The 16555-nt window shown below is 56.0% G+C and carries 16 protein-coding genes and 1 tRNA gene; 12 read left to right on the top strand and 5 right to left on the bottom strand.

The annotated features are described in order from the left end of the window. Nucleotides 1–2: 2 nt before the first annotated feature. Complete coding sequence (locus tag AC3WS9_RS02310; RefSeq protein WP_003855929.1) at nt 3–296, bottom strand: co-chaperone GroES; 294 nt, start codon at nt 294–296, stop codon at nt 3–5. 178 nt (nt 297–474) lie between these two features. Here AC3WS9_RS02310 and yjeH point away from each other — a divergent pair, with 178 nt between their 5' ends. Beyond that, the gene (gene yjeH, locus AC3WS9_RS02305) at nt 475–1713 is read left to right on the top strand and encodes an L-methionine/branched-chain amino acid transporter (protein WP_492486477.1); all 1239 of its coding nucleotides are present in this window, start codon (nt 475–477) and stop codon (nt 1711–1713) included. A gap of 83 nt (nt 1714–1796) precedes the next feature. Here yjeH and AC3WS9_RS02300 read toward each other — a convergent pair whose 3' ends face one another. Further along, nucleotides 1797–2267, bottom strand: a complete 471-nt coding sequence (locus AC3WS9_RS02300; protein WP_282491529.1) for an FxsA family protein — start codon at nt 2265–2267, stop codon at nt 1797–1799. Between the two features lie 334 nt (nt 2268–2601). On the opposite strand from AC3WS9_RS02300, the gene aspA reads away from it, so the two are divergent. From aspA to AC3WS9_RS02275, 5 genes are all read left to right on the top strand, one after another. Further along, entirely contained in the window at nt 2602–4038 is a 1437-nt protein-coding gene (gene aspA, locus AC3WS9_RS02295) for an aspartate ammonia-lyase (protein WP_103948109.1), read from the top strand. Nucleotides 4039–4153: 115 nt separating this feature from the next. Next, complete coding sequence (locus tag AC3WS9_RS02290; RefSeq protein WP_282491530.1) at nt 4154–5455, top strand: anaerobic C4-dicarboxylate transporter; 1302 nt, start codon at nt 4154–4156, stop codon at nt 5453–5455. A gap of 111 nt (nt 5456–5566) precedes the next feature. Beyond that, nucleotides 5567–5890, top strand: a complete 324-nt coding sequence (cutA, locus tag AC3WS9_RS02285) for a divalent cation tolerance protein CutA (RefSeq protein WP_282491531.1) — start codon at nt 5567–5569, stop codon at nt 5888–5890. Beyond that, complete coding sequence (locus AC3WS9_RS02280; protein WP_492486473.1) at nt 5866–7551, top strand: protein-disulfide reductase DsbD; 1686 nt, start codon at nt 5866–5868, stop codon at nt 7549–7551. The genes cutA and AC3WS9_RS02280 overlap by 25 nt, the downstream gene beginning before the upstream one ends. A gap of 47 nt (nt 7552–7598) precedes the next feature. Beyond that, nucleotides 7599–8174 carry a transcriptional regulator gene (locus AC3WS9_RS02275; RefSeq protein ID WP_282491533.1) on the top strand — a complete coding sequence of 192 codons (576 nt, stop codon included), beginning with the start codon at nt 7599–7601 and terminating at the stop codon, nt 8172–8174. On the opposite strand, the gene AC3WS9_RS02270 is transcribed toward AC3WS9_RS02275, so the two are convergent. Together AC3WS9_RS02270 and AC3WS9_RS02265 are read right to left on the bottom strand one after the other, a co-directional pair. Further along, nucleotides 8171–8761 carry a LysE family translocator gene (locus tag AC3WS9_RS02270; RefSeq protein ID WP_282491534.1) on the bottom strand — a complete coding sequence of 197 codons (591 nt, stop codon included), beginning with the start codon at nt 8759–8761 and terminating at the stop codon, nt 8171–8173. The genes AC3WS9_RS02275 and AC3WS9_RS02270 overlap by 4 nt on opposite strands. 36 nt (nt 8762–8797) lie before the next feature. Continuing rightward, nucleotides 8798–9643 carry an AraC family ligand binding domain-containing protein gene (locus AC3WS9_RS02265; protein WP_492486470.1) on the bottom strand — a complete coding sequence of 282 codons (846 nt, stop codon included), beginning with the start codon at nt 9641–9643 and terminating at the stop codon, nt 8798–8800. A gap of 170 nt (nt 9644–9813) precedes the next feature. On the opposite strand from AC3WS9_RS02265, the gene AC3WS9_RS02260 reads away from it, so the two are divergent. Next, a tRNA-Phe gene (locus tag AC3WS9_RS02260) sits at nt 9814–9889 on the top strand. Between the two features lie 164 nt (nt 9890–10053). Then, entirely contained in the window at nt 10054–11313 is a 1260-nt protein-coding gene (locus AC3WS9_RS02255) for a tyrosine-type recombinase/integrase (protein WP_492486468.1), read from the top strand. Between the two features lie 1225 nt (nt 11314–12538). On the opposite strand, the gene AC3WS9_RS02250 is transcribed toward AC3WS9_RS02255, so the two are convergent. After that, the gene (locus tag AC3WS9_RS02250; RefSeq protein ID WP_234103760.1) at nt 12539–12931 is read right to left on the bottom strand and encodes a helix-turn-helix domain-containing protein; all 393 of its coding nucleotides are present in this window, start codon (nt 12929–12931) and stop codon (nt 12539–12541) included. A 332-nt stretch (nt 12932–13263) separates the two neighbouring features. Between AC3WS9_RS02250 and AC3WS9_RS02245 the strand changes: the two genes are divergently transcribed. From AC3WS9_RS02245 to AC3WS9_RS02230, 4 genes are all read left to right on the top strand, one after another. Beyond that, entirely contained in the window at nt 13264–13782 is a 519-nt protein-coding gene (locus tag AC3WS9_RS02245) for a PTS glucitol/sorbitol transporter subunit IIC (RefSeq protein WP_492486465.1), read from the top strand. After that, nucleotides 13782–14003, top strand: coding sequence for a hypothetical protein (locus tag AC3WS9_RS02240; RefSeq protein WP_492486463.1), 222 nt, complete (start codon nt 13782–13784; stop codon nt 14001–14003). The genes AC3WS9_RS02245 and AC3WS9_RS02240 overlap by 1 nt, the downstream gene beginning before the upstream one ends. Continuing rightward, on the top strand, nt 13994–14977 hold the full coding sequence (locus AC3WS9_RS02235; RefSeq protein ID WP_492486461.1) for a PTS glucitol/sorbitol transporter subunit IIB: 984 nt from the start codon (nt 13994–13996) through the stop codon (nt 14975–14977). Before AC3WS9_RS02240 ends, AC3WS9_RS02235 begins: the two co-directional genes overlap by 10 nt. 289 nt (nt 14978–15266) lie before the next feature. Then, nucleotides 15267–16541, top strand: a complete 1275-nt coding sequence (locus AC3WS9_RS02230) for an MFS transporter (RefSeq protein WP_492486459.1) — start codon at nt 15267–15269, stop codon at nt 16539–16541. Nucleotides 16542–16555: the final 14 nt, after the last annotated feature.

Genomic DNA, 16555 nt, shown 5'->3' with positions numbered 1-16555 from the left:
GATTACGCTTCAACAATTGCCAGGATGTCGCTTTCGGACATGATCAACACTTCTTCATTGTCGATCTTCTCGGATTTCACGCCGTAGCCATCGTTAAAGATCACGATGTCGCCCACTTTAACGTCCAGCGGCTGCACTGTACCGTTTTCCAGGATGCGGCCCTTACCGACAGCGATGATTTCGCCACGAGTTGATTTGGCTGCTGCAGAACCGGTCAGAACGATGCCGCCTGCAGATTTGGTTTCAACTTCTTTACGCTTGACGATCACACGATCATGTAACGGACGAATACTCATTGATATCTCTCCTTCGAGAAAGTCATTATCAGTTATGGAAGACGCCGGGCCGTAAAAGGTTTACCGACTGGTGCCCTGAGAGATGGGGGTCGGATTTTGCCCCTTCAAGGGGCAGCCGAAAAAAAATTTGTGAAAGTGTTACCATCGCCTCTCTTTTGATGATGTCAGGACGAAGTCAATGAGTGGACTCAAACAGGAGCTAGGGCTGGCGCAGGGCGTGGGTTTGCTCTCCACCTCCTTGTTAGGAACGGGTGTGTTTGCGGTGCCTGCGCTGGCGGCACTGGTGGCGGGGAATAACAGCCTGTGGGCGTGGCCGGTGCTGATTGTGCTGGTCTTCCCGATTGCAATCGTCTTTGCGACGCTCGGACGACATTTCCCGAGCGCGGGCGGCGTGGCGCATTTTGTCGGCATGGCGTTTGGCCCACGGCTGGAGCGGGTGACCGGCTGGCTGTTCCTGTCGGTGATTCCTGTCGGTCTCCCTGCCGCCCTGCACATCGCCACCGGTTTTGCTCAGGCGCTGTTTGGCTGGCACGACGAACAGCTGCTGTTTGCCGAGCTGGGTACGCTGGCGATCGTCTGGTGGGTGGGCTCGCGCGGGGCCAGCTCGAGCGCCAATCTGCAAACGCTGGTGGCGGTGCTGATCGTCGCGTTGATTGCCGCCATCTGGTGGGCCGGCGATATCCACGTCGGCGAAATTCCCTTCCCGGCCATCGCCGACGTCGATCATTCTCAACTTTTCGCAGCGCTCTCGGTGATGTTCTGGTGTTTTGTTGGCCTGGAGGCGTTTGCCCATCTGGCGTCAGAGTTCAAACAGCCGGAGCGCGATTTCCCGCGCGCGCTGATGATTGGCCTGCTGCTGGCGGGCACGGTCTACTGGGCCTGTACGGTGCTGGTGCTGCACTTCAACGCGTACAGCGCTGAAGCGGCCGCGGCGGCATCGCTGCCAGGCATTGTGGTGCAGCTGTTTGGCGTCAAAGCGTTATGGATTGCCTGCGTGATTGGCTATCTCGCCTGCTTCGCCAGCCTGAACATCTATATTCAGAGCTTCGCCCGTCTGGTGTGGTCTCAGGCGCAATACAAACCGGACAGCCGACTGTCGCGCCTGTCAAAACGTCAGCTGCCGCTGAACGCCCTGAACGCGGTGCTGGGCTGCTGCGTGCTGAGCACATTGGGGATCTACTGGCTGAACATCAATCTGGACGCGCTGATCGTCTACGCCAACGGCATTTTCATCATGATTTATCTGCTGTGCATGCTGGCGGGGTGTCGGTTGCTGAAAGGCCGCTTTAAAGTTCTGGCGGTGATCGGCGGAGTGCTGTGTTTACTGCTGCTGGTGATAATTGGCTGGAAGAGTTTGTATGCCGTCGTGATGCTGGCGGGGCTGTGGGGGTTCTTGCCTAAGCGCGGTGCGGTTTAGTTGCCGGATGGCGGCTGCGCCTTATCCGGCCTACGGTTTGGGTTTTGTAGGCCCGGTAGGCGCAGCGCCACCGGGCAAAAAACTCAGCGATCGTCTTTATGATCAATACGGTCGTGCTGGTCGTCCTTACGCTGGTACTCCCCGTCAAAGGTTTCCCCATTTCCCGGACCGGTGCTGAACCCGCCGCCAGGCATACGGTTAAAGCGCAGATGCGGCAGCAGTCGCAGGGTCAGCAGTTTTTGCACCGGCGGCAACAGCAGTAACAGGCCGATGAAGTCGGTGAAGAAGCCCGGCAGAATCAGCAGCAGACCCGCAAGAATCAGGGAGACGCTTTTGATCATCTCGGCCGCCGGACTTTCGCCCGCCGCCATCTTCTGCTGCATTAACAGGAAATTTTTGAAACCCTGGTTACGCACCAGCGACATACCTATCACTGATGTGAATATCACCAGGATCAGCGTCAGCAGGACACCCAGCACGTGGGCGACCTGGATAAAAATCGAAATCTCAATGTAAACATAGAGAAAGATGGCAATAAAAGGTATCCAGCGCACTGGTTTCTCCTGTGTGGCAGACGCCTCTGGCCTCTGTCTGAATGTGTTTGCGATTCGCGTCTTTCTGAGATGGAGACGGTTAGCCAAATTTCAATCGGTTTGCACGGATATTTTTTCTGGAAATATTCAAGCGGTGATTCATTTCACAGATTAATAATTATCATGAGATGAGGGCGATAATAAGTGATCCAGATTACGGCAATTCGCTATCATCAGCATATGATCTCGAGTATCTGGCTGATTGAGGGAATAATCGTCGGTCAGCAAATATTGAAAACCACATATCTACTGTGTGTTTAGTACAATCCATCGGCCGCTTTAAAAGAAGGTTCACATGTTAAACAACATTCGTATCGAAGAAGATTTGTTGGGTACCAGGGAAGTTCCAGCGGATGCCTACTACGGTATTCACACTCTGAGAGCGATTGAAAACTTTTACATCAGCAACAACAAAATCAGCGACATCCCTGAGTTTGTCCGTGGCATGGTGATGGTGAAGAAAGCCGCAGCCCTGGCGAACAAAGAGCTGCAAACCATTCCGAAAAGCGCTGCAAATGCCATCATCGCCGCCTGCGATGAAGTGCTGAACAACGGCAAATGCATGGACCAGTTCCCGGTTGACGTCTATCAGGGCGGCGCGGGGACCTCTGTCAACATGAATACCAACGAGGTGCTGGCGAATATCGGTCTTGAACTGATGGGCCACCAGAAAGGTGAGTACCAGTACCTCAATCCAAACGACCACGTTAACAAGTGCCAGTCCACCAACGACGCCTACCCGACCGGTTTCCGTATCGCCGTGTACGCCTCCGTGGTGAAACTGATCGACGCAATTAACCAGCTGGGCGATGGCTTCCAGCGTAAAGCCGTTGAGTTCCAGGACATTCTGAAAATGGGTCGTACCCAGCTGCAGGATGCAGTGCCAATGACCCTCGGCCAGGAGTTCCACGCGTTTAACGTGCTGCTGAACGAAGAGACCCGCAACATCCTGCGCACTTCTGAGCTGCTGCTGGAAGTGAACCTTGGCGCGACCGCCATCGGAACACGTCTGAACACCCCAGACGGCTATCAGCAGCTGGCGGTGCAAAAACTGGCGGAAGTCTCTAACCTGGCGGTAGTACCGGCGGAAGACCTGATCGAAGCGACCTCCGACTGCGGCGCTTACGTGATGGTGCACAGCGCGCTGAAACGTCTGGCGGTGAAACTCTCCAAAATTTGTAATGACCTGCGCCTGCTCTCCTCCGGTCCACGCGCTGGCCTGAACGAAATCAACCTGCCAGAGCTGCAGGCCGGTTCGTCCATCATGCCAGCCAAAGTGAACCCGGTGGTGCCAGAAGTGGTGAACCAGGTGTGCTTCAAAGTCATCGGGAACGACATTACCGTGACCATGGCCTCCGAAGCGGGTCAGCTGCAGCTGAACGTAATGGAGCCGGTGATTGGCCAGGCGATGTTTGAGTCTATCCACATTCTGACCAACGCCTGCTACAACCTGCTGGAAAAATGCATTAACGGCATTACGGCGAACAAAGAAGTGTGCGAGAGCTTCGTCTATAACTCTATCGGCATCGTCACCTACCTCAACCCGTTCATCGGCCACCACAACGGCGATATCGTCGGGAAGATTTGTGCCGAAACCGGTAAGAGCGTGCGCGAAGTTGTACTGGAGCGAGGACTGCTGACAGAAGCTGAGCTGGATGATATCTTCTCGGCGCAAAACCTGATGCACCCGGCCTACAAAGCGAAACGTTATACCGATGAAAGCGAACAATAACAGTTCCGGTTAAACTTCCGAAAGGCATGTCACTTGTGACATGCCTTTTTGCTTATATAGGACATCACAAAAATAACATTTACGTATCCAACATCTAACATTCAAGGAAGCGATTATGATTGTCATTGAGCTGATTATCGTTTTAGCGGCGATTTTTATCGGCGCCAGACTCGGGGGGATTGGTATCGGCTATGCTGGCGGGCTCGGCGTGCTGGTGCTGGCCGCGATTGGTGTCGCACCGGGGAAAATCCCGTTTGACGTTATCTCCATCATCATGGCGGTGATTGCGGCCATCTCTGCGATGCAGATCGCGGGCGGGCTGGATTATCTGGTGCATCAGACTGAAAAACTGCTGCGTAAAAATCCGAAGTACATCACCATCCTTGCGCCCGTCGTCACCTACTTCCTGACCATTTTTGCCGGGACCGGGAACATCTCTCTGGCGACCCTGCCGGTGATTGCCGAAGTGGCGAAAGAGCAGGGTATCAAACCGTGCCGTCCGCTGTCGACCGCCGTCGTTTCCGCTCAGATTGCGATTACCGCCTCGCCAATTTCTGCCGCGGTGGTTTATATGTCCTCAGTGATGGAAGGCCACGGCGTGAGCTACATCCATCTGCTCTCGGTGGTGATCCCGTCGACGCTGCTGGCTGTGCTGCTGATGTCGTTCCTGGTCACTATGCTGTTCAACTCAAAACTCTCTGACGATCCGGTATACCTGAAACGTCTGGAAGAGGGTCTGATCGAACTGCGCGGTGAAAACAAAGTTGAAATCAAACCGCGCGCCAAACTTTCGGTGCTGCTGTTCCTGCTCGGCGTGGTCTGTGTGGTGATTTATGCCATCGTCAACAGCCCAAGCCTTGGCCTGGTGGCGACGCCACTGATGAACACCACTAACGCGATCCTGATTATTATGCTGAGCGTCGCGACGCTGACCACGGTGATGTGCGGCGTGGAAACGGACAGCATTCTGAGTTCCAGCACCTTTAAAGCGGGGATGAGCGCCTGTATCTGTATCCTCGGTGTGGCGTGGCTCGGCGATACCTTCGTCTCCCACAACATCGACTGGATTAAAGAGACGGCGGGTACCGTGATTCAGGGCCACCCGTGGCTGCTGGCGGTGATTTTCTTCGTTGCCTCTGCGCTGCTGTACTCTCAGGCGGCAACGGCCAAAGCGCTGATGCCGATGGCACTCGCACTGAACGTGTCTCCGCTGACGGCGGTCGCCTCATTCGCTGCCGTTTCTGGTCTGTTCATTCTGCCAACCTACCCGACGCTGGTCGCGGCGGTGCAGATGGACGATACCGGCACGACGCGCATTGGGCGTTTCGTCTTTAACCATCCATTCTTTATTCCGGGCACGATGGGCGTGGTGTTTGCCGTCTGCTTCGGCTTCCTGATTGGCAGCGTGATTCTTTAAGCTGCCGGTGGTGTAAAAATAGTTAAAGTCGGGCCGCTCAGCGGCCCGATTCATTAATGCCCTTCGGCCCAGCGTGATATAGTGATTTTTTCGCGATGAGGAGGTCGAGTAGTGAATACACCTGACGCAGTCGTTGTACTCTGTACCGCACCCGATGAAGCCACGGCCCAGGAGCTTGCCGCAAAAGTGCTGGCCGAACAGCTCGCGGCCTGCGTGACCATCCTGCCTGGTGCCACCTCGATGTACTACTGGGAAGGCAAGCTGGAACAGGAGTACGAAGTACAAATGCTGCTGAAAACCAACGTCGCGCATCAGCAGGCGCTTCTCGATTGCCTCAAGTCTCATCATCCTTACCAGACCCCCGAACTGCTGGTGCTGCCAGTGGCTCACGGCGATAACGATTATCTCTCATGGCTCAACGCTTCCTTACGCTGATCCTGCTGCTGTGCAGCACATCAGTTTTTGCCGGGCTGTTCGACGCGCCCGGCCGCTCTAATTTCATTCCCGCCGATCGGGCATTTGTTTTCGACTTCCAGCAGAACCAGCACGATCTGAATCTGAGATGGCAGGTGAAGGACGGGTACTACCTGTACCGCAAGCAGGTCAGTATCACTCCTGCGAATGCGACGCTCGGCGAGCCACAGCTGCCTGCGGGCGAATGGCACGAAGACGAGTTCTACGGTAAAAGCGAGATCTACCGCCACCGACTGACGGTGCCGGTCACGGTGAATCAGGCAAGCCAGGGCGCGACGCTGACGGTGACGTATCAGGGCTGCGCAGATGCCGGTTTCTGCTATCCGCCGGAAACTAAAGTGGTGCCGCTGAGTGAAGTCGTGGCGGCAACCCCTGTTCCCCCTTCTCAGGAGCCGAGTGAAAAGAGCGCGGAACTCCCCTTCTCTGCCCTCTGGGCGTTATTGATCGGGATCGGCATCGCCTTCACGCCATGCGTATTGCCAATGTATCCCCTGATCTCCGGTATCGTACTCGGCGGTAAACAGCGTTTATCTACCGCCCGCGCGCTGCTGCTGGCCTTTATCTATGTTCAGGGAATGGCGCTCACTTATACCGCGCTCGGCCTTGTGGTGGCCGCGGCGGGGCTGCAGTTCCAGGCCGCACTTCAGCATCCGTATGTGCTCATCGGTCTGTCGGTGGTCTTTACCCTGCTGGCGCTGTCGATGTTCGGGCTGTTCACCCTGCAATTGCCGTCGTCCCTGCAAACGCGCTTAACGCTGATGAGCAATCGTCAGCAGGGCGGTTCGGCTGGCGGGGTGTTTGTCATGGGGGCGATCGCCGGGCTGATTTGCTCACCCTGCACCACCGCGCCGCTGAGCGCCATCCTGCTCTACATCGCTCAGAGCGGGAATATGTGGTTCGGTGGTGGGACACTCTATCTCTACGCGCTGGGCATGGGCCTGCCGTTGATTCTGGTCACCGTGTTCGGCAACCGACTGCTGCCGAAAAGCGGGCCGTGGATGGAGACGGTGAAAACCGCGTTCGGCTTTGTGATTCTGGCGCTGCCGGTATTCCTGCTGGAGCGCATTATTGGCGATGTCTGGGGAATACGTCTGTGGGCGATTCTGGGCGTCGCGTTCTTCAGCTGGGCGTTTATCACCAGTTTGCAGGCAAAAAAATCGTGGATGCGCATCGTGCAAATTATCCTGCTGGCCGCCGCGCTGGTGAGCGTGCGCCCGCTTCAGGACTGGGCGTTTGGCTCCGCAACGACACAAACACAGGCGCATCTTAACTTTACGCAAATCAGCAACGTCGATGAATTGCGTACCGCATTGGCGCAGGCCAAGGGCAAACCGGTGATGCTCGACCTCTACGCCGACTGGTGCGTGGCCTGTAAAGAGTTTGAAAAATACACCTTTAGCGATCCGCAGGTACAAAATGCGCTGAAAGAGACCGTTCTGCTGCAGGCCAATGTGACGGCCAATAGCGCGCAGGACAAGGCCTTGCTGAAGGAACTCAACGTGCTTGGTCTGCCGACAATTCTGTTCTTTAATGAACGGGGCGAAGAGCAGCCCGCCGGGCGCGTGACCGGATTTATGGATGCAGCCGCATTCAGCGCACATTTGCGCGATCGCCAACCGTAAACGACACTGATAACGGAAGAAACCGTTAGCATTGGGAGGAGAAAACCGTGCAACGTGAAGACGTACTGGGACAAGCCCTGCAATTACTTGAAGTACAAGGGATCGCCAGCACCACGCTTGAGATGGTCGCCGAACGCATCGATTATCCTCTGGATGAATTGCGCCGCTTCTGGCCCGATAAAGAGGCGCTGCTCTATGACGCCCTGCGCTATCTCAGCCAGCAGGTGGATATCTGGCGCAGGCAGCTGATGCTGAACGAAGAGCTGTCGCCTGAACAGAAATTACTGGCGCGCTACACCGCCCTGGCGGATTGCGTTCGCAACAACCGCTATCCGGGCTGCCTGTTTATTGCCGCCTGCACGTTCTACCCAGATCCGGGTCATCCGATCCATCAGCTGGCGGATCAGCAGAAAAGCGCGGCCCACGACTTCACGCACGAGCTGCTGACGACGCTCGAAGTGGACGATCCGGCGATGGTGGCCAAACAGATGGAACTGGTGCTGGAAGGATGCCTGAGCCGCATGCTGGTCAACCGGAGTGTGACTGACGTTGAGACGGCGCACCGTCTGGCGGAAGATATTCTGCGTTTTGCTCAGTGCCGCATGGGTGGCGCGCTGACTTAAGCCAGCATGCCTGCCCACGCGGATACCAGCAGGCACAGGGCCATCGCGCGTTGAAAGCGCACCATCGCCACGGTGGTGCGAAACACACGGTTCACCGCCTTCCCCAGCCACGCCCAGCACATCAGACACATAATCGATATCATTAAGAACCACAGCGCCATCAGCGCGATATCCCGCAACGTATGTTCCCCCGCTGGAGCAAACAGGCTGACGACCGCCAGCGCCATCATCCATGTCTTTGGATTAACCACCTGCAGTAGTGCAGCCGCCCGTGCCGTAAAGCGGTGGTGTGAGCCGTTGGTCAGATTTGCCGCTGGGGCATTGAATAGCTGCCAGCTCATCCAGCTTAACCACAGCACACCCGCCCAGCTCATTACCTGACGAATCAGCGGGTACTGGCGCAAGACTTCTCCCGCCCCTGCACCGGATATCAACACGATGGCGCTGGCCGCCACACAGCCGCTCACAAGAGCCGGAAGGGTTGCCTTCACGCCATAGTGCTGGCTGTTGGTCAGAACGAGGATGTTGGTCGGGCCTGGCGTTATCGAAGCGACAAAGGCAAAAAGCAGAAACGGCATTACAGTCACAGGTAGCTCCTTCTTATTGGAGACCTGACTGTGACGTTATTTTCTGGAAACGTCTGGAAGGTTTGTGCACAACTTTCGGTAATGGGCTGGGGTGATGCGATAGGCCCGCTGGAACCAGCGCCCAAGATGGCTCTGGTCGGCGAAACCGAGTGACGCAGCGACATCGATGGGTAAATCGCCACGTGCCAGCATCTGACGGGCTTTCGCGAGTCGAAGCTGGATAAGCCAGGCGTGCGGCGCCAGGTGAAACTCACGTTTGAAGCAGCGGGTCAGCGTAAAGCGATCGGTTCCCGTCTCGCGCGCCAGATCTGACAGCCCGAGGTTTTCACCGAGATGCGCGTACAGGTAATCGCGCGCCCGATGTGCCACCGCCGCGCTTTGCAGCTGCGAAGGCAGCCGTTTTCGCCAGTGGCAATGGGAGGTGATTTGCGCCAGCAAGTTATCCATCGTACTTTGCTGGACGATTTTCATCTCATCCTGATGCAGGGCGCTAAACGTCTCACCGATGGTGCGAACCAGCTGCGGCTCGCGCGTCAGGGTCTGGGCAAAATGGAGTGAATAACTGCCGGGGGTGGATTCGTACAGGCCATGCAGCGTGTTGTTCAGCCACTGCTCGTCCAGGTAAAAGGTCAGGTAGGTAAAACCGCCCTCGACGGGTGCGTCGCCATCGTGGATCTCACCGGGTTCGAGCAGAAAGGCATCTCCCGGCTGGCTACGGTGTCGCTCGCGGCGGCAGTGGAACTGCTGGGTGCCAGAAAGCGTGATGCCGACCAGATAGCTGTCGTGCCAGTGTGGGTCGAAGGCGTGGCCTTCAAAGTGCGCTTTAATGGTTTCAATGCCCGTATCTGCATGCTGACGGAGCTCAAGCCAGTCGTTCGTCATACACTCCTCCTGTAATCTGTCAGCATTGCGATTTCGGCCCCTCATTGTCTGGAAGATTTGTGCAATTTCGCTGCGCAAACCGACAGATTGCCGTAAAGTTAAGCAGTTGAACAGCTTTTCCCGAATTAGGGTTGACGCACATGCGGGATTAAGGTTTAATGCGCTCCGTTGCCCGGATAGCTCAGTCGGTAGAGCAGGGGATTGAAAATCCCCGTGTCCTTGGTTCGATTCCGAGTCCGGGCACCACTATTTTTGTTTTTGGACGTTCCTATACGTCCGGGAACATAGAAAAATCAGTAGGTTGATGACAATCTGGAGTGCCGCAAGGTACTGCCAGATTTTTTGACATCCGTAGTTTTTGGGGGCTTAATTGGGGGCCTGCCGGTTTGATAAACTACGGAGCCCCCACAATGCCTCTGACTGATACCGCCACCCGCCACGCCAAACCTCTCGACAAACCTTACAAACTCAGCGACACGCAAGGTTTATACCTGCTGATTAAACCCAACGGTTCCAAACTCTGGCACCTTAAGTACCGCTTTGGCGGAAAAGAGAAAAAGCTGGCGTTTGGTGCTTACCCGACTGTCTCGCTGGCAACGGCCCGTAAACTGCGCCAGGAAGCCCGCACAATACTGAGCACAGGTGCCGATCCCGGTGTAAAGAAACAGCAGGACAAGCAGACGAGAAAAAACGGCATTACCTTCGAGACCGTCTCCCGTCAGTGGGTAGCCGCGAACATTCGCTGGAGTGAGGCACACGCCACCAGAGTCCTGAGGTCACTGGAGTTGCACATTTTCCCGCTCATCGGCAATGCCCTTGTGACTGACCTGAAAACTGCCGATCTGCTTATTCCGCTACGGATAGCAGAGAAAAAAGGTTGCCTGGAAACCGCAGCACGAATACAGCAACGTACCACGGTCATCATGCGTTATGCCGTACAGGAAGGATTGATTACAAGCAACCCGGCCAATGACCTCTGCGGCGCTATCACCCCGCCACCAAAAAACCATTACCCTGCCCTGCCGCTGGAAAAATTACCGGAACTACTGGAAAGAATAGAAAGCTATTCAGGCAGACGGCTAACAAAGCTGGCGGTACAGCTTAATTTGCTGATTTTTATTCGCTCCAGTGAATTACGTTTTGCCCGCTGGCCGGAGATCGACCTGGATAATGCGATGTGGACACTTCCTGCAAATCGGGAACCCATCACCGGTGTGCGTTACTCAGAACGCGGTGCAAAAATGAAAACGCCGCATCTGGTGCCGCTGTCAAAACAGGCGGTAACGGTACTGAAGCAGCTAAAACTGTTATCCGGCAACGGGGATTTACTCTTCCCCGGCGATCACGATGCCCGTAAGCCAATGAGTGAGAACACCATCAACAAGGCACTGCGCACGATGGGTTACGACACACAGGTGGACATCTGCGGACATGGCTTCCGTACGATAGCGTGTAGCGCGTTGATTGAATCAGGTCGCTGGTCAAAAGATGCTGTGGAGCGGCAGATGAGCCATCAGGAGCGTAATCACGTTCGTGCCGCCTATATTCATAAAGCAGAACACCTCGACGAACGAACTCAGATGATGCAATGGTGGTCGGATTATCTTGATGCCTGCCAGCATCAATTTATCCCGGCTTATCGCTTCGAGAAGTCGATTAAGGTTGCCTGAGCCAGACTAGTGCACCAGGGAATAAGCTGCTACTGAACAAACAAAGGGCTGAGGTGGAGTGCAGCAGAGCGAGCACTGGGCCCTGATAAAACAGCGGGATTACTCACCATCGTCGTTACCCGTGTTTCAGGGACAATCGATATGACAGGCTGCGCTTGTATGGCTTTTTAATGGATGCGAACAGCAGAAATTAAAAAGTGGCGTGAGGTGAGTAAATTCCATTTCGAAGAAATGGCTAATTTGCGTCGCCCGAACCCACCTGCGAGCGTTCACCCCGGGGGGAACCGAGCAGGCCGGGGGGAGCCGAATAAATTTTGCCGCCCCAGCGAGCAAAAAGACGCGCCCACGCGTCGGTTTATTTGGGGGGCTTGCCCCGCACACCGTCGCCGCTAAGTCTCCGGCCAGAAGCCGGTAGCGTTGCGCGACCAACCCCTTTAAAGCAGCGTTCCCGTTTTTTGGAGCCTGCGAGAAAAAACAGGCGAAACGCGCGTCTTAAAGGGGTTGGTCGCGCGTAGCGCGTGACGGTGTGCCGCTTTTGACCCTGGGGGTTTTGGCGCGGCGTCCAGACGCGACATTACCCCTGTGAGACTGGAAATAAGGGCGTCCAGCCCGCAGTGACAGGCGTTCGGGGTGTTGTGCCGGGAAGCACAGCTTTACGGCACTTTGCCGCAGCGCGACCTGGCTATCGCCCCATGACATCGCCCAACACCGTGGGGCGTAATGACTGGGCGATGTCATGGGGCGGATGGCAAAGAAGGCTCATTGAGCCTAAATAAGCTCTCTGTTTTTTGGGGTACTTTAACTGGACGTCAGTCACTTACCGGATAATCAAGCTCATGATTTCCCCGATAACAACTGTACTACTCCCCTTACCGACTTCCGTCAAAATCCTTATCCAGTACTGTTAAGCACACGCTTTAAGATTCTGGCTCTCTGTCCTGGCGTCATATATCTGAACACACTGTTAAGTAACTCGAGATCTTTTTCAAGCGCACCAGCATCCGATCGCAATGCGGGTTGACCATCCTCGTCGCCCAATAGCCCTCCCGCTTTGATGCCCATACCAGGAGCTAATTTTTTAAGCTGTAAAATCCCAGGAAAAGAGTCTCCCTTCAGATAACTCCTGATAGGCGAGTTAGGTATACCTGTTTTGACAACAAGTGAGCTAACCGTGTCACTGTCGCAGACATAGCATCAGTATGCCTCCGGCCGAATTCTGACTTAGTCATTTCTTGGTAAGGTAGTTTTCTTCTAGCTTAAGGAGATTTGTTACGGTTTCAGAAAGTTGCCTAAGGATTATTTTTCTTTGTAAGACAGTGAGATATTTGAATGTTTGGTTAAGGAACTCAAGGTCTTTATCCTCTCTATTACCATCTGAATCCTGGGCATCAAGCAATAGAGAAACATCAATACCTAATACTAGTGAAATCTTTTGGAGCACATCAGCCTTAGGTAAATTTTTCCCATCCACGTATTTTTTAATCATTGGCTCACTAACACCAATAGCCTTAGCTAAGGCCGCATTAGAATGCTTTGTAAGCAACATAGCTTGAGCTAATCTTCTTCCAAACTGGAATTTGTGATCTTCTTCTCGATTTTCTTCTTTCTTAATATCCATTTCAGTTACCCAGAAGAATAAGCCGTTGATTATTAATCAATTAATGACATTTTCACGAGACAAAAGTTAAGATTCACATTTAAAGTTAACTTTGTTATCTTGTAATCATTCATCTCATTGCAGACATTGTATTTCTGCAAACTTAACTTCTGAGAATCGCATAAACAGGGCTGAAATGCCACGCCTGCGCTCGCCCTGAAAAAAACTAAGCAGGTGCTTGAGTCTGTACCGCCACTGTGTCCGGGGTCTCTGACTGTTGTATCAGACATGCTGGCTCCTCCTGGTAGGTTTGCCAGGGCCACGTTTTTTTTTCTCCAGACAGAGGACTGGACATGGAACTGCTCAGCCTGAACGATGGCATCCTTACCTTTATCCAGAGCGCCAGCGGCCATTTTCTCACGCTGGCCGTCACCATACTGCCCGTATTTCTGTTCATGCGGATCCTGCTCACCGTGACCCTGCGCCTCGTAGGTACCTCGCAAACGGAGGCCCTCGCCCGGCTTTGTGGCCATTCCAGGGTGCTCACCTACGGGCTGTTGCCAGTCATTGGCTGGCTGCTGCTCCGGGCTCCAGGGGCGCTGGCCCTCGGGTTCGTGTTGCCGGAGAAAAGTAAGCCCGGCTTCGAGGATGCACTCACCACCCTTGCCCATCCCCTGTCCACCGCCTTCCCGGGGGTAGTGACCCCTGAACTGGTCGCCTGGCTAAGCATTACGGCCGGACTTCGGAACCATGGCCTGCCCGTGACCCAGTTGGCCCTGCGCTATCTCCTGACTGGCGTGCTGATCTGCCTTATCCGGGGAATGGTCACAGAGTGGATCTTTCTGCGGATCACCTCACGAGGGAAACGCTGATGCAACGCTACCACACCCTCATCCTCAAGCAGGGAACCCATGTGGAAGACTGCCGCTCACGGGCGCGGGGGTCTCTATTCGGGAACGGCCTCCTGGTCATGTTCTTCGAACATGCACATGTGCCTCTCCACGACGGGGTCCTGCATCCGGGCAGTCCGACTTCAGAGCTTGCCGATCTGTGGGGCGCATTCATCATCAAGGAGGGCTATCCATGGAGCTGATCCACATCACCCCCGGCCCCGGGGGCAGCGGCACAGGCTTCTGGCTTCCGCTGCGCAGCGGCCGGATCATCCTGTGTCTCACAGGCGGGGATTTTCATCCCGTCGCCATTGAGCTGGCGGCCCTGACCGGGTCCGGGCTGGTCAACGGCTATTCCACCCTGCCCCCCGACGAACGGCTGCTCTGCGTGGTGCTCGACGACCCGGGCTCCCTGCTCTGCGGCCTTTACCCTCAGAAGCGCATTCCGGTAATCAACGTCCGGCCGGGCCGCTACAACGGCCATCTCGCAGGCTTCATCACCGATGCCACCTATGTCTCCGGAGTGACCCTCTCCGAAATCGCCCGGGCGGACATACACACCGTGCCCGATCCGGTCTCATCGCCCATACGGGAGTCCGGGCCAGTAATCCGCCATTCGCCACCCGCGCCACGCGGGATTAAGTGTCTTGCCGCCGGGGAGGTTCGTCTGGCCCTGTGGGTGGGGGAAGTACTCCCCCTGTTACGCGATGCAGCCCGGGAGGCCATTCAGGTATCACTGCGCGACATCCTGCCCTTTATGGCCCTGATCGCCCTGCTGATGGCCCTCGCCGAAAACTCAACCCTGGGGGCCGCTATGGAACACCTGCTGACCCCGCTCGTGGGCTCGGTCTGGGGACTCCTGCTGCTCTCGGTCATCTGCAGCTTCCCGTTCCTGTCCCCGCTGCTCGGGCCGGGGGCAGCCTTCTCGCAGATGGCTGGAGTGATTATCGGGACGCAAATCGGGACCGGGACCCTGCCTCCCGCCCTGGCTCTACCCGCCCTGTTCGCCATCAACGTGCAGGTCGGATGCGATTTCATTCCCGTGGGGCTGGCTATTCAGGGAGCCAGCCGGGCCACTATCGCCGCCGGAGTACCTGCTTTTTTACTCTCCCGCCAGCTGACGGGACCGCTGGCCGTCATCATCGGCTGGCTCTGCGCCACCGGACTGTTTACCTGACGCACGGCTGATGAGGGGGCCGGACGCGGATAGCCGACAACGGGGGATAACGCACCGGGCCGAAAGAATAACAGTGAACGACTCATCACACCCTTACCGGGTGGGGATAACTGTTGCCTGAAACTAAGCAAGACCACCGCACGAGGAGGTATCTGAAAACCTGACTGACAGTACTACCCGACTTCGTCTCTGGCCTTTATTTCGTATACGGGCAACGGCTTCGCTCACGCGTTATTCAGGCAGGACATCAAAACTCACGCATTAACAGACAGAAAAGGATGCCCTGGAAATGAAAATTAAGAATCTACGATGGTACATTATTGTCCTGGTTATGATGGGCACCATCACTAACTACCTGTCCCGTAATACCCTCGGTATCGCTGCCCCGACCATGCTGAAGGACATCGGCTTTACCGAACAGCAGTACGCCTGGATCACCGCCGCCTTTAACCTTGCTTACCCGGTGGGCGGGGTCTGTGCCGGCTATATCATGGACCGGTTCGGCGTACGCTGGGTCTTCGCCATGATGGCCATCCTCTGGTCCGTCTTTAACGCGCTGACCGGTTTCTTCAGCTCCTGGCTCCCCATGATGATACTCCGGATGGGCATTGGCCTCACCGAGTCCACCTTCAATCCTGCCGGGATGAAAGTCTCCGCCCAGTGGTTCCCCCCCCGGGAGCGCGGCCTGGCCTGTGGGATCTACAGCATCGGCACTTCAGCCGGGGCCATGCTCGCTCCGCCCGTGGTCGCCTGGTCCATCATCCATTACAACTGGCGCATCGCCTTTGTCGTGGCGAGCGTCTTCGGGATTGTCTGGTCCGTGCTCTGGCTGATTGCCTACCGCGCCCCGGAAAAGCATGCCCTCATCACGGAAGAGGAGCTCGGCCTGATTGGCCGCGAAGCAAAGCGCACGAAAGTCACGCGCCGCGTCTCGCTGAAATCGCTGTTGCCCCGGCGGAACCTCTGGGCTATCTCCCTGCCCCGCCTGTTTGCGGACCCCACCTGGGCCGCGCTGGGCTTCTGGATGCCCCTCTATCTGGTCACCGTCCGCCATCTGGATCTGAAACAAATTGCCCTCTTCGCCTGGCTGCCGTTCCTCACCGCCGACGCAGGTTGCCTCTTTGCGGGCCTGTTTGCACAGTGGCTTAACCGGCGCGGGATCACCCTCATCAACGCCAAACGCATCACCTTCACCCTGGCCGCCTGCCTGATGATGCTTATCCCGCTGCTCAACTTTGTCACCACCACCGGGATGGCTATCACCCTCTTCTGCGTCGCCGGGTTCGCCCACCAGTGTGCCTCCATCACGGTGATCAGCATGTCGGCTGAATTCTTCAGCGAGGACGAGGTCGGCACCGTCACCGGCTTTGCCGGGCTGGTCGGCGGCGTGGGGGGATTTATCGGGACGCTGCTGATCGGGGCCGCCGTGGCCAGTATCGGCTACAGCCTGGTCTTCGACGTGCTGGGCTTCCTTGATCTTATCGGGGCCGCCCTGCTCTGGACCCTGCTCAGCATTCCCCGTTCCGATCCCCTCCATGACACTGTCCTTAACACGGGTCTCTGACCCCACCAGGAGAA

The organism is Lelliottia sp. EB106-05-01-XG201 (assembly GCF_058791735.1).
This window is presented reverse-complemented; position numbering and strand designations above follow the sequence as displayed.

Excerpts from the sequence above, each read along its gene's own strand:
- AC3WS9_RS02310 (WP_003855929.1), bottom strand. The coding sequence starts at position 296 with ATGAGTATTCGTCCGTTACATGATCGTGTGATCGTCAAGCGTAAAGAA.
- yjeH (WP_492486477.1), top strand. The coding sequence starts at position 475 with ATGAGTGGACTCAAACAGGAGCTAGGGCTGGCGCAGGGCGTGGGTTTG.
- aspA (WP_103948109.1), top strand. The coding sequence starts at position 2,602 with ATGTTAAACAACATTCGTATCGAAGAAGATTTGTTGGGTACCAGGGAA.
- AC3WS9_RS02290 (WP_282491530.1), top strand. The coding sequence starts at position 4,154 with ATGATTGTCATTGAGCTGATTATCGTTTTAGCGGCGATTTTTATCGGC.
- AC3WS9_RS02280 (WP_492486473.1), top strand. The coding sequence starts at position 5,866 with ATGGCTCAACGCTTCCTTACGCTGATCCTGCTGCTGTGCAGCACATCA.
- AC3WS9_RS02265 (WP_492486470.1), bottom strand. The coding sequence starts at position 9,643 with ATGACGAACGACTGGCTTGAGCTCCGTCAGCATGCAGATACGGGCATT.
- AC3WS9_RS02255 (WP_492486468.1), top strand. The coding sequence starts at position 10,054 with ATGCCTCTGACTGATACCGCCACCCGCCACGCCAAACCTCTCGACAAA.
- AC3WS9_RS02250 (WP_234103760.1), bottom strand. The coding sequence starts at position 12,931 with ATGGATATTAAGAAAGAAGAAAATCGAGAAGAAGATCACAAATTCCAG.
- AC3WS9_RS02245 (WP_492486465.1), top strand. The coding sequence starts at position 13,264 with ATGGAACTGCTCAGCCTGAACGATGGCATCCTTACCTTTATCCAGAGC.
- AC3WS9_RS02240 (WP_492486463.1), top strand. The coding sequence starts at position 13,782 with ATGCAACGCTACCACACCCTCATCCTCAAGCAGGGAACCCATGTGGAA.
- AC3WS9_RS02235 (WP_492486461.1), top strand. The coding sequence starts at position 13,994 with ATGGAGCTGATCCACATCACCCCCGGCCCCGGGGGCAGCGGCACAGGC.
- AC3WS9_RS02230 (WP_492486459.1), top strand. The coding sequence starts at position 15,267 with ATGAAAATTAAGAATCTACGATGGTACATTATTGTCCTGGTTATGATG.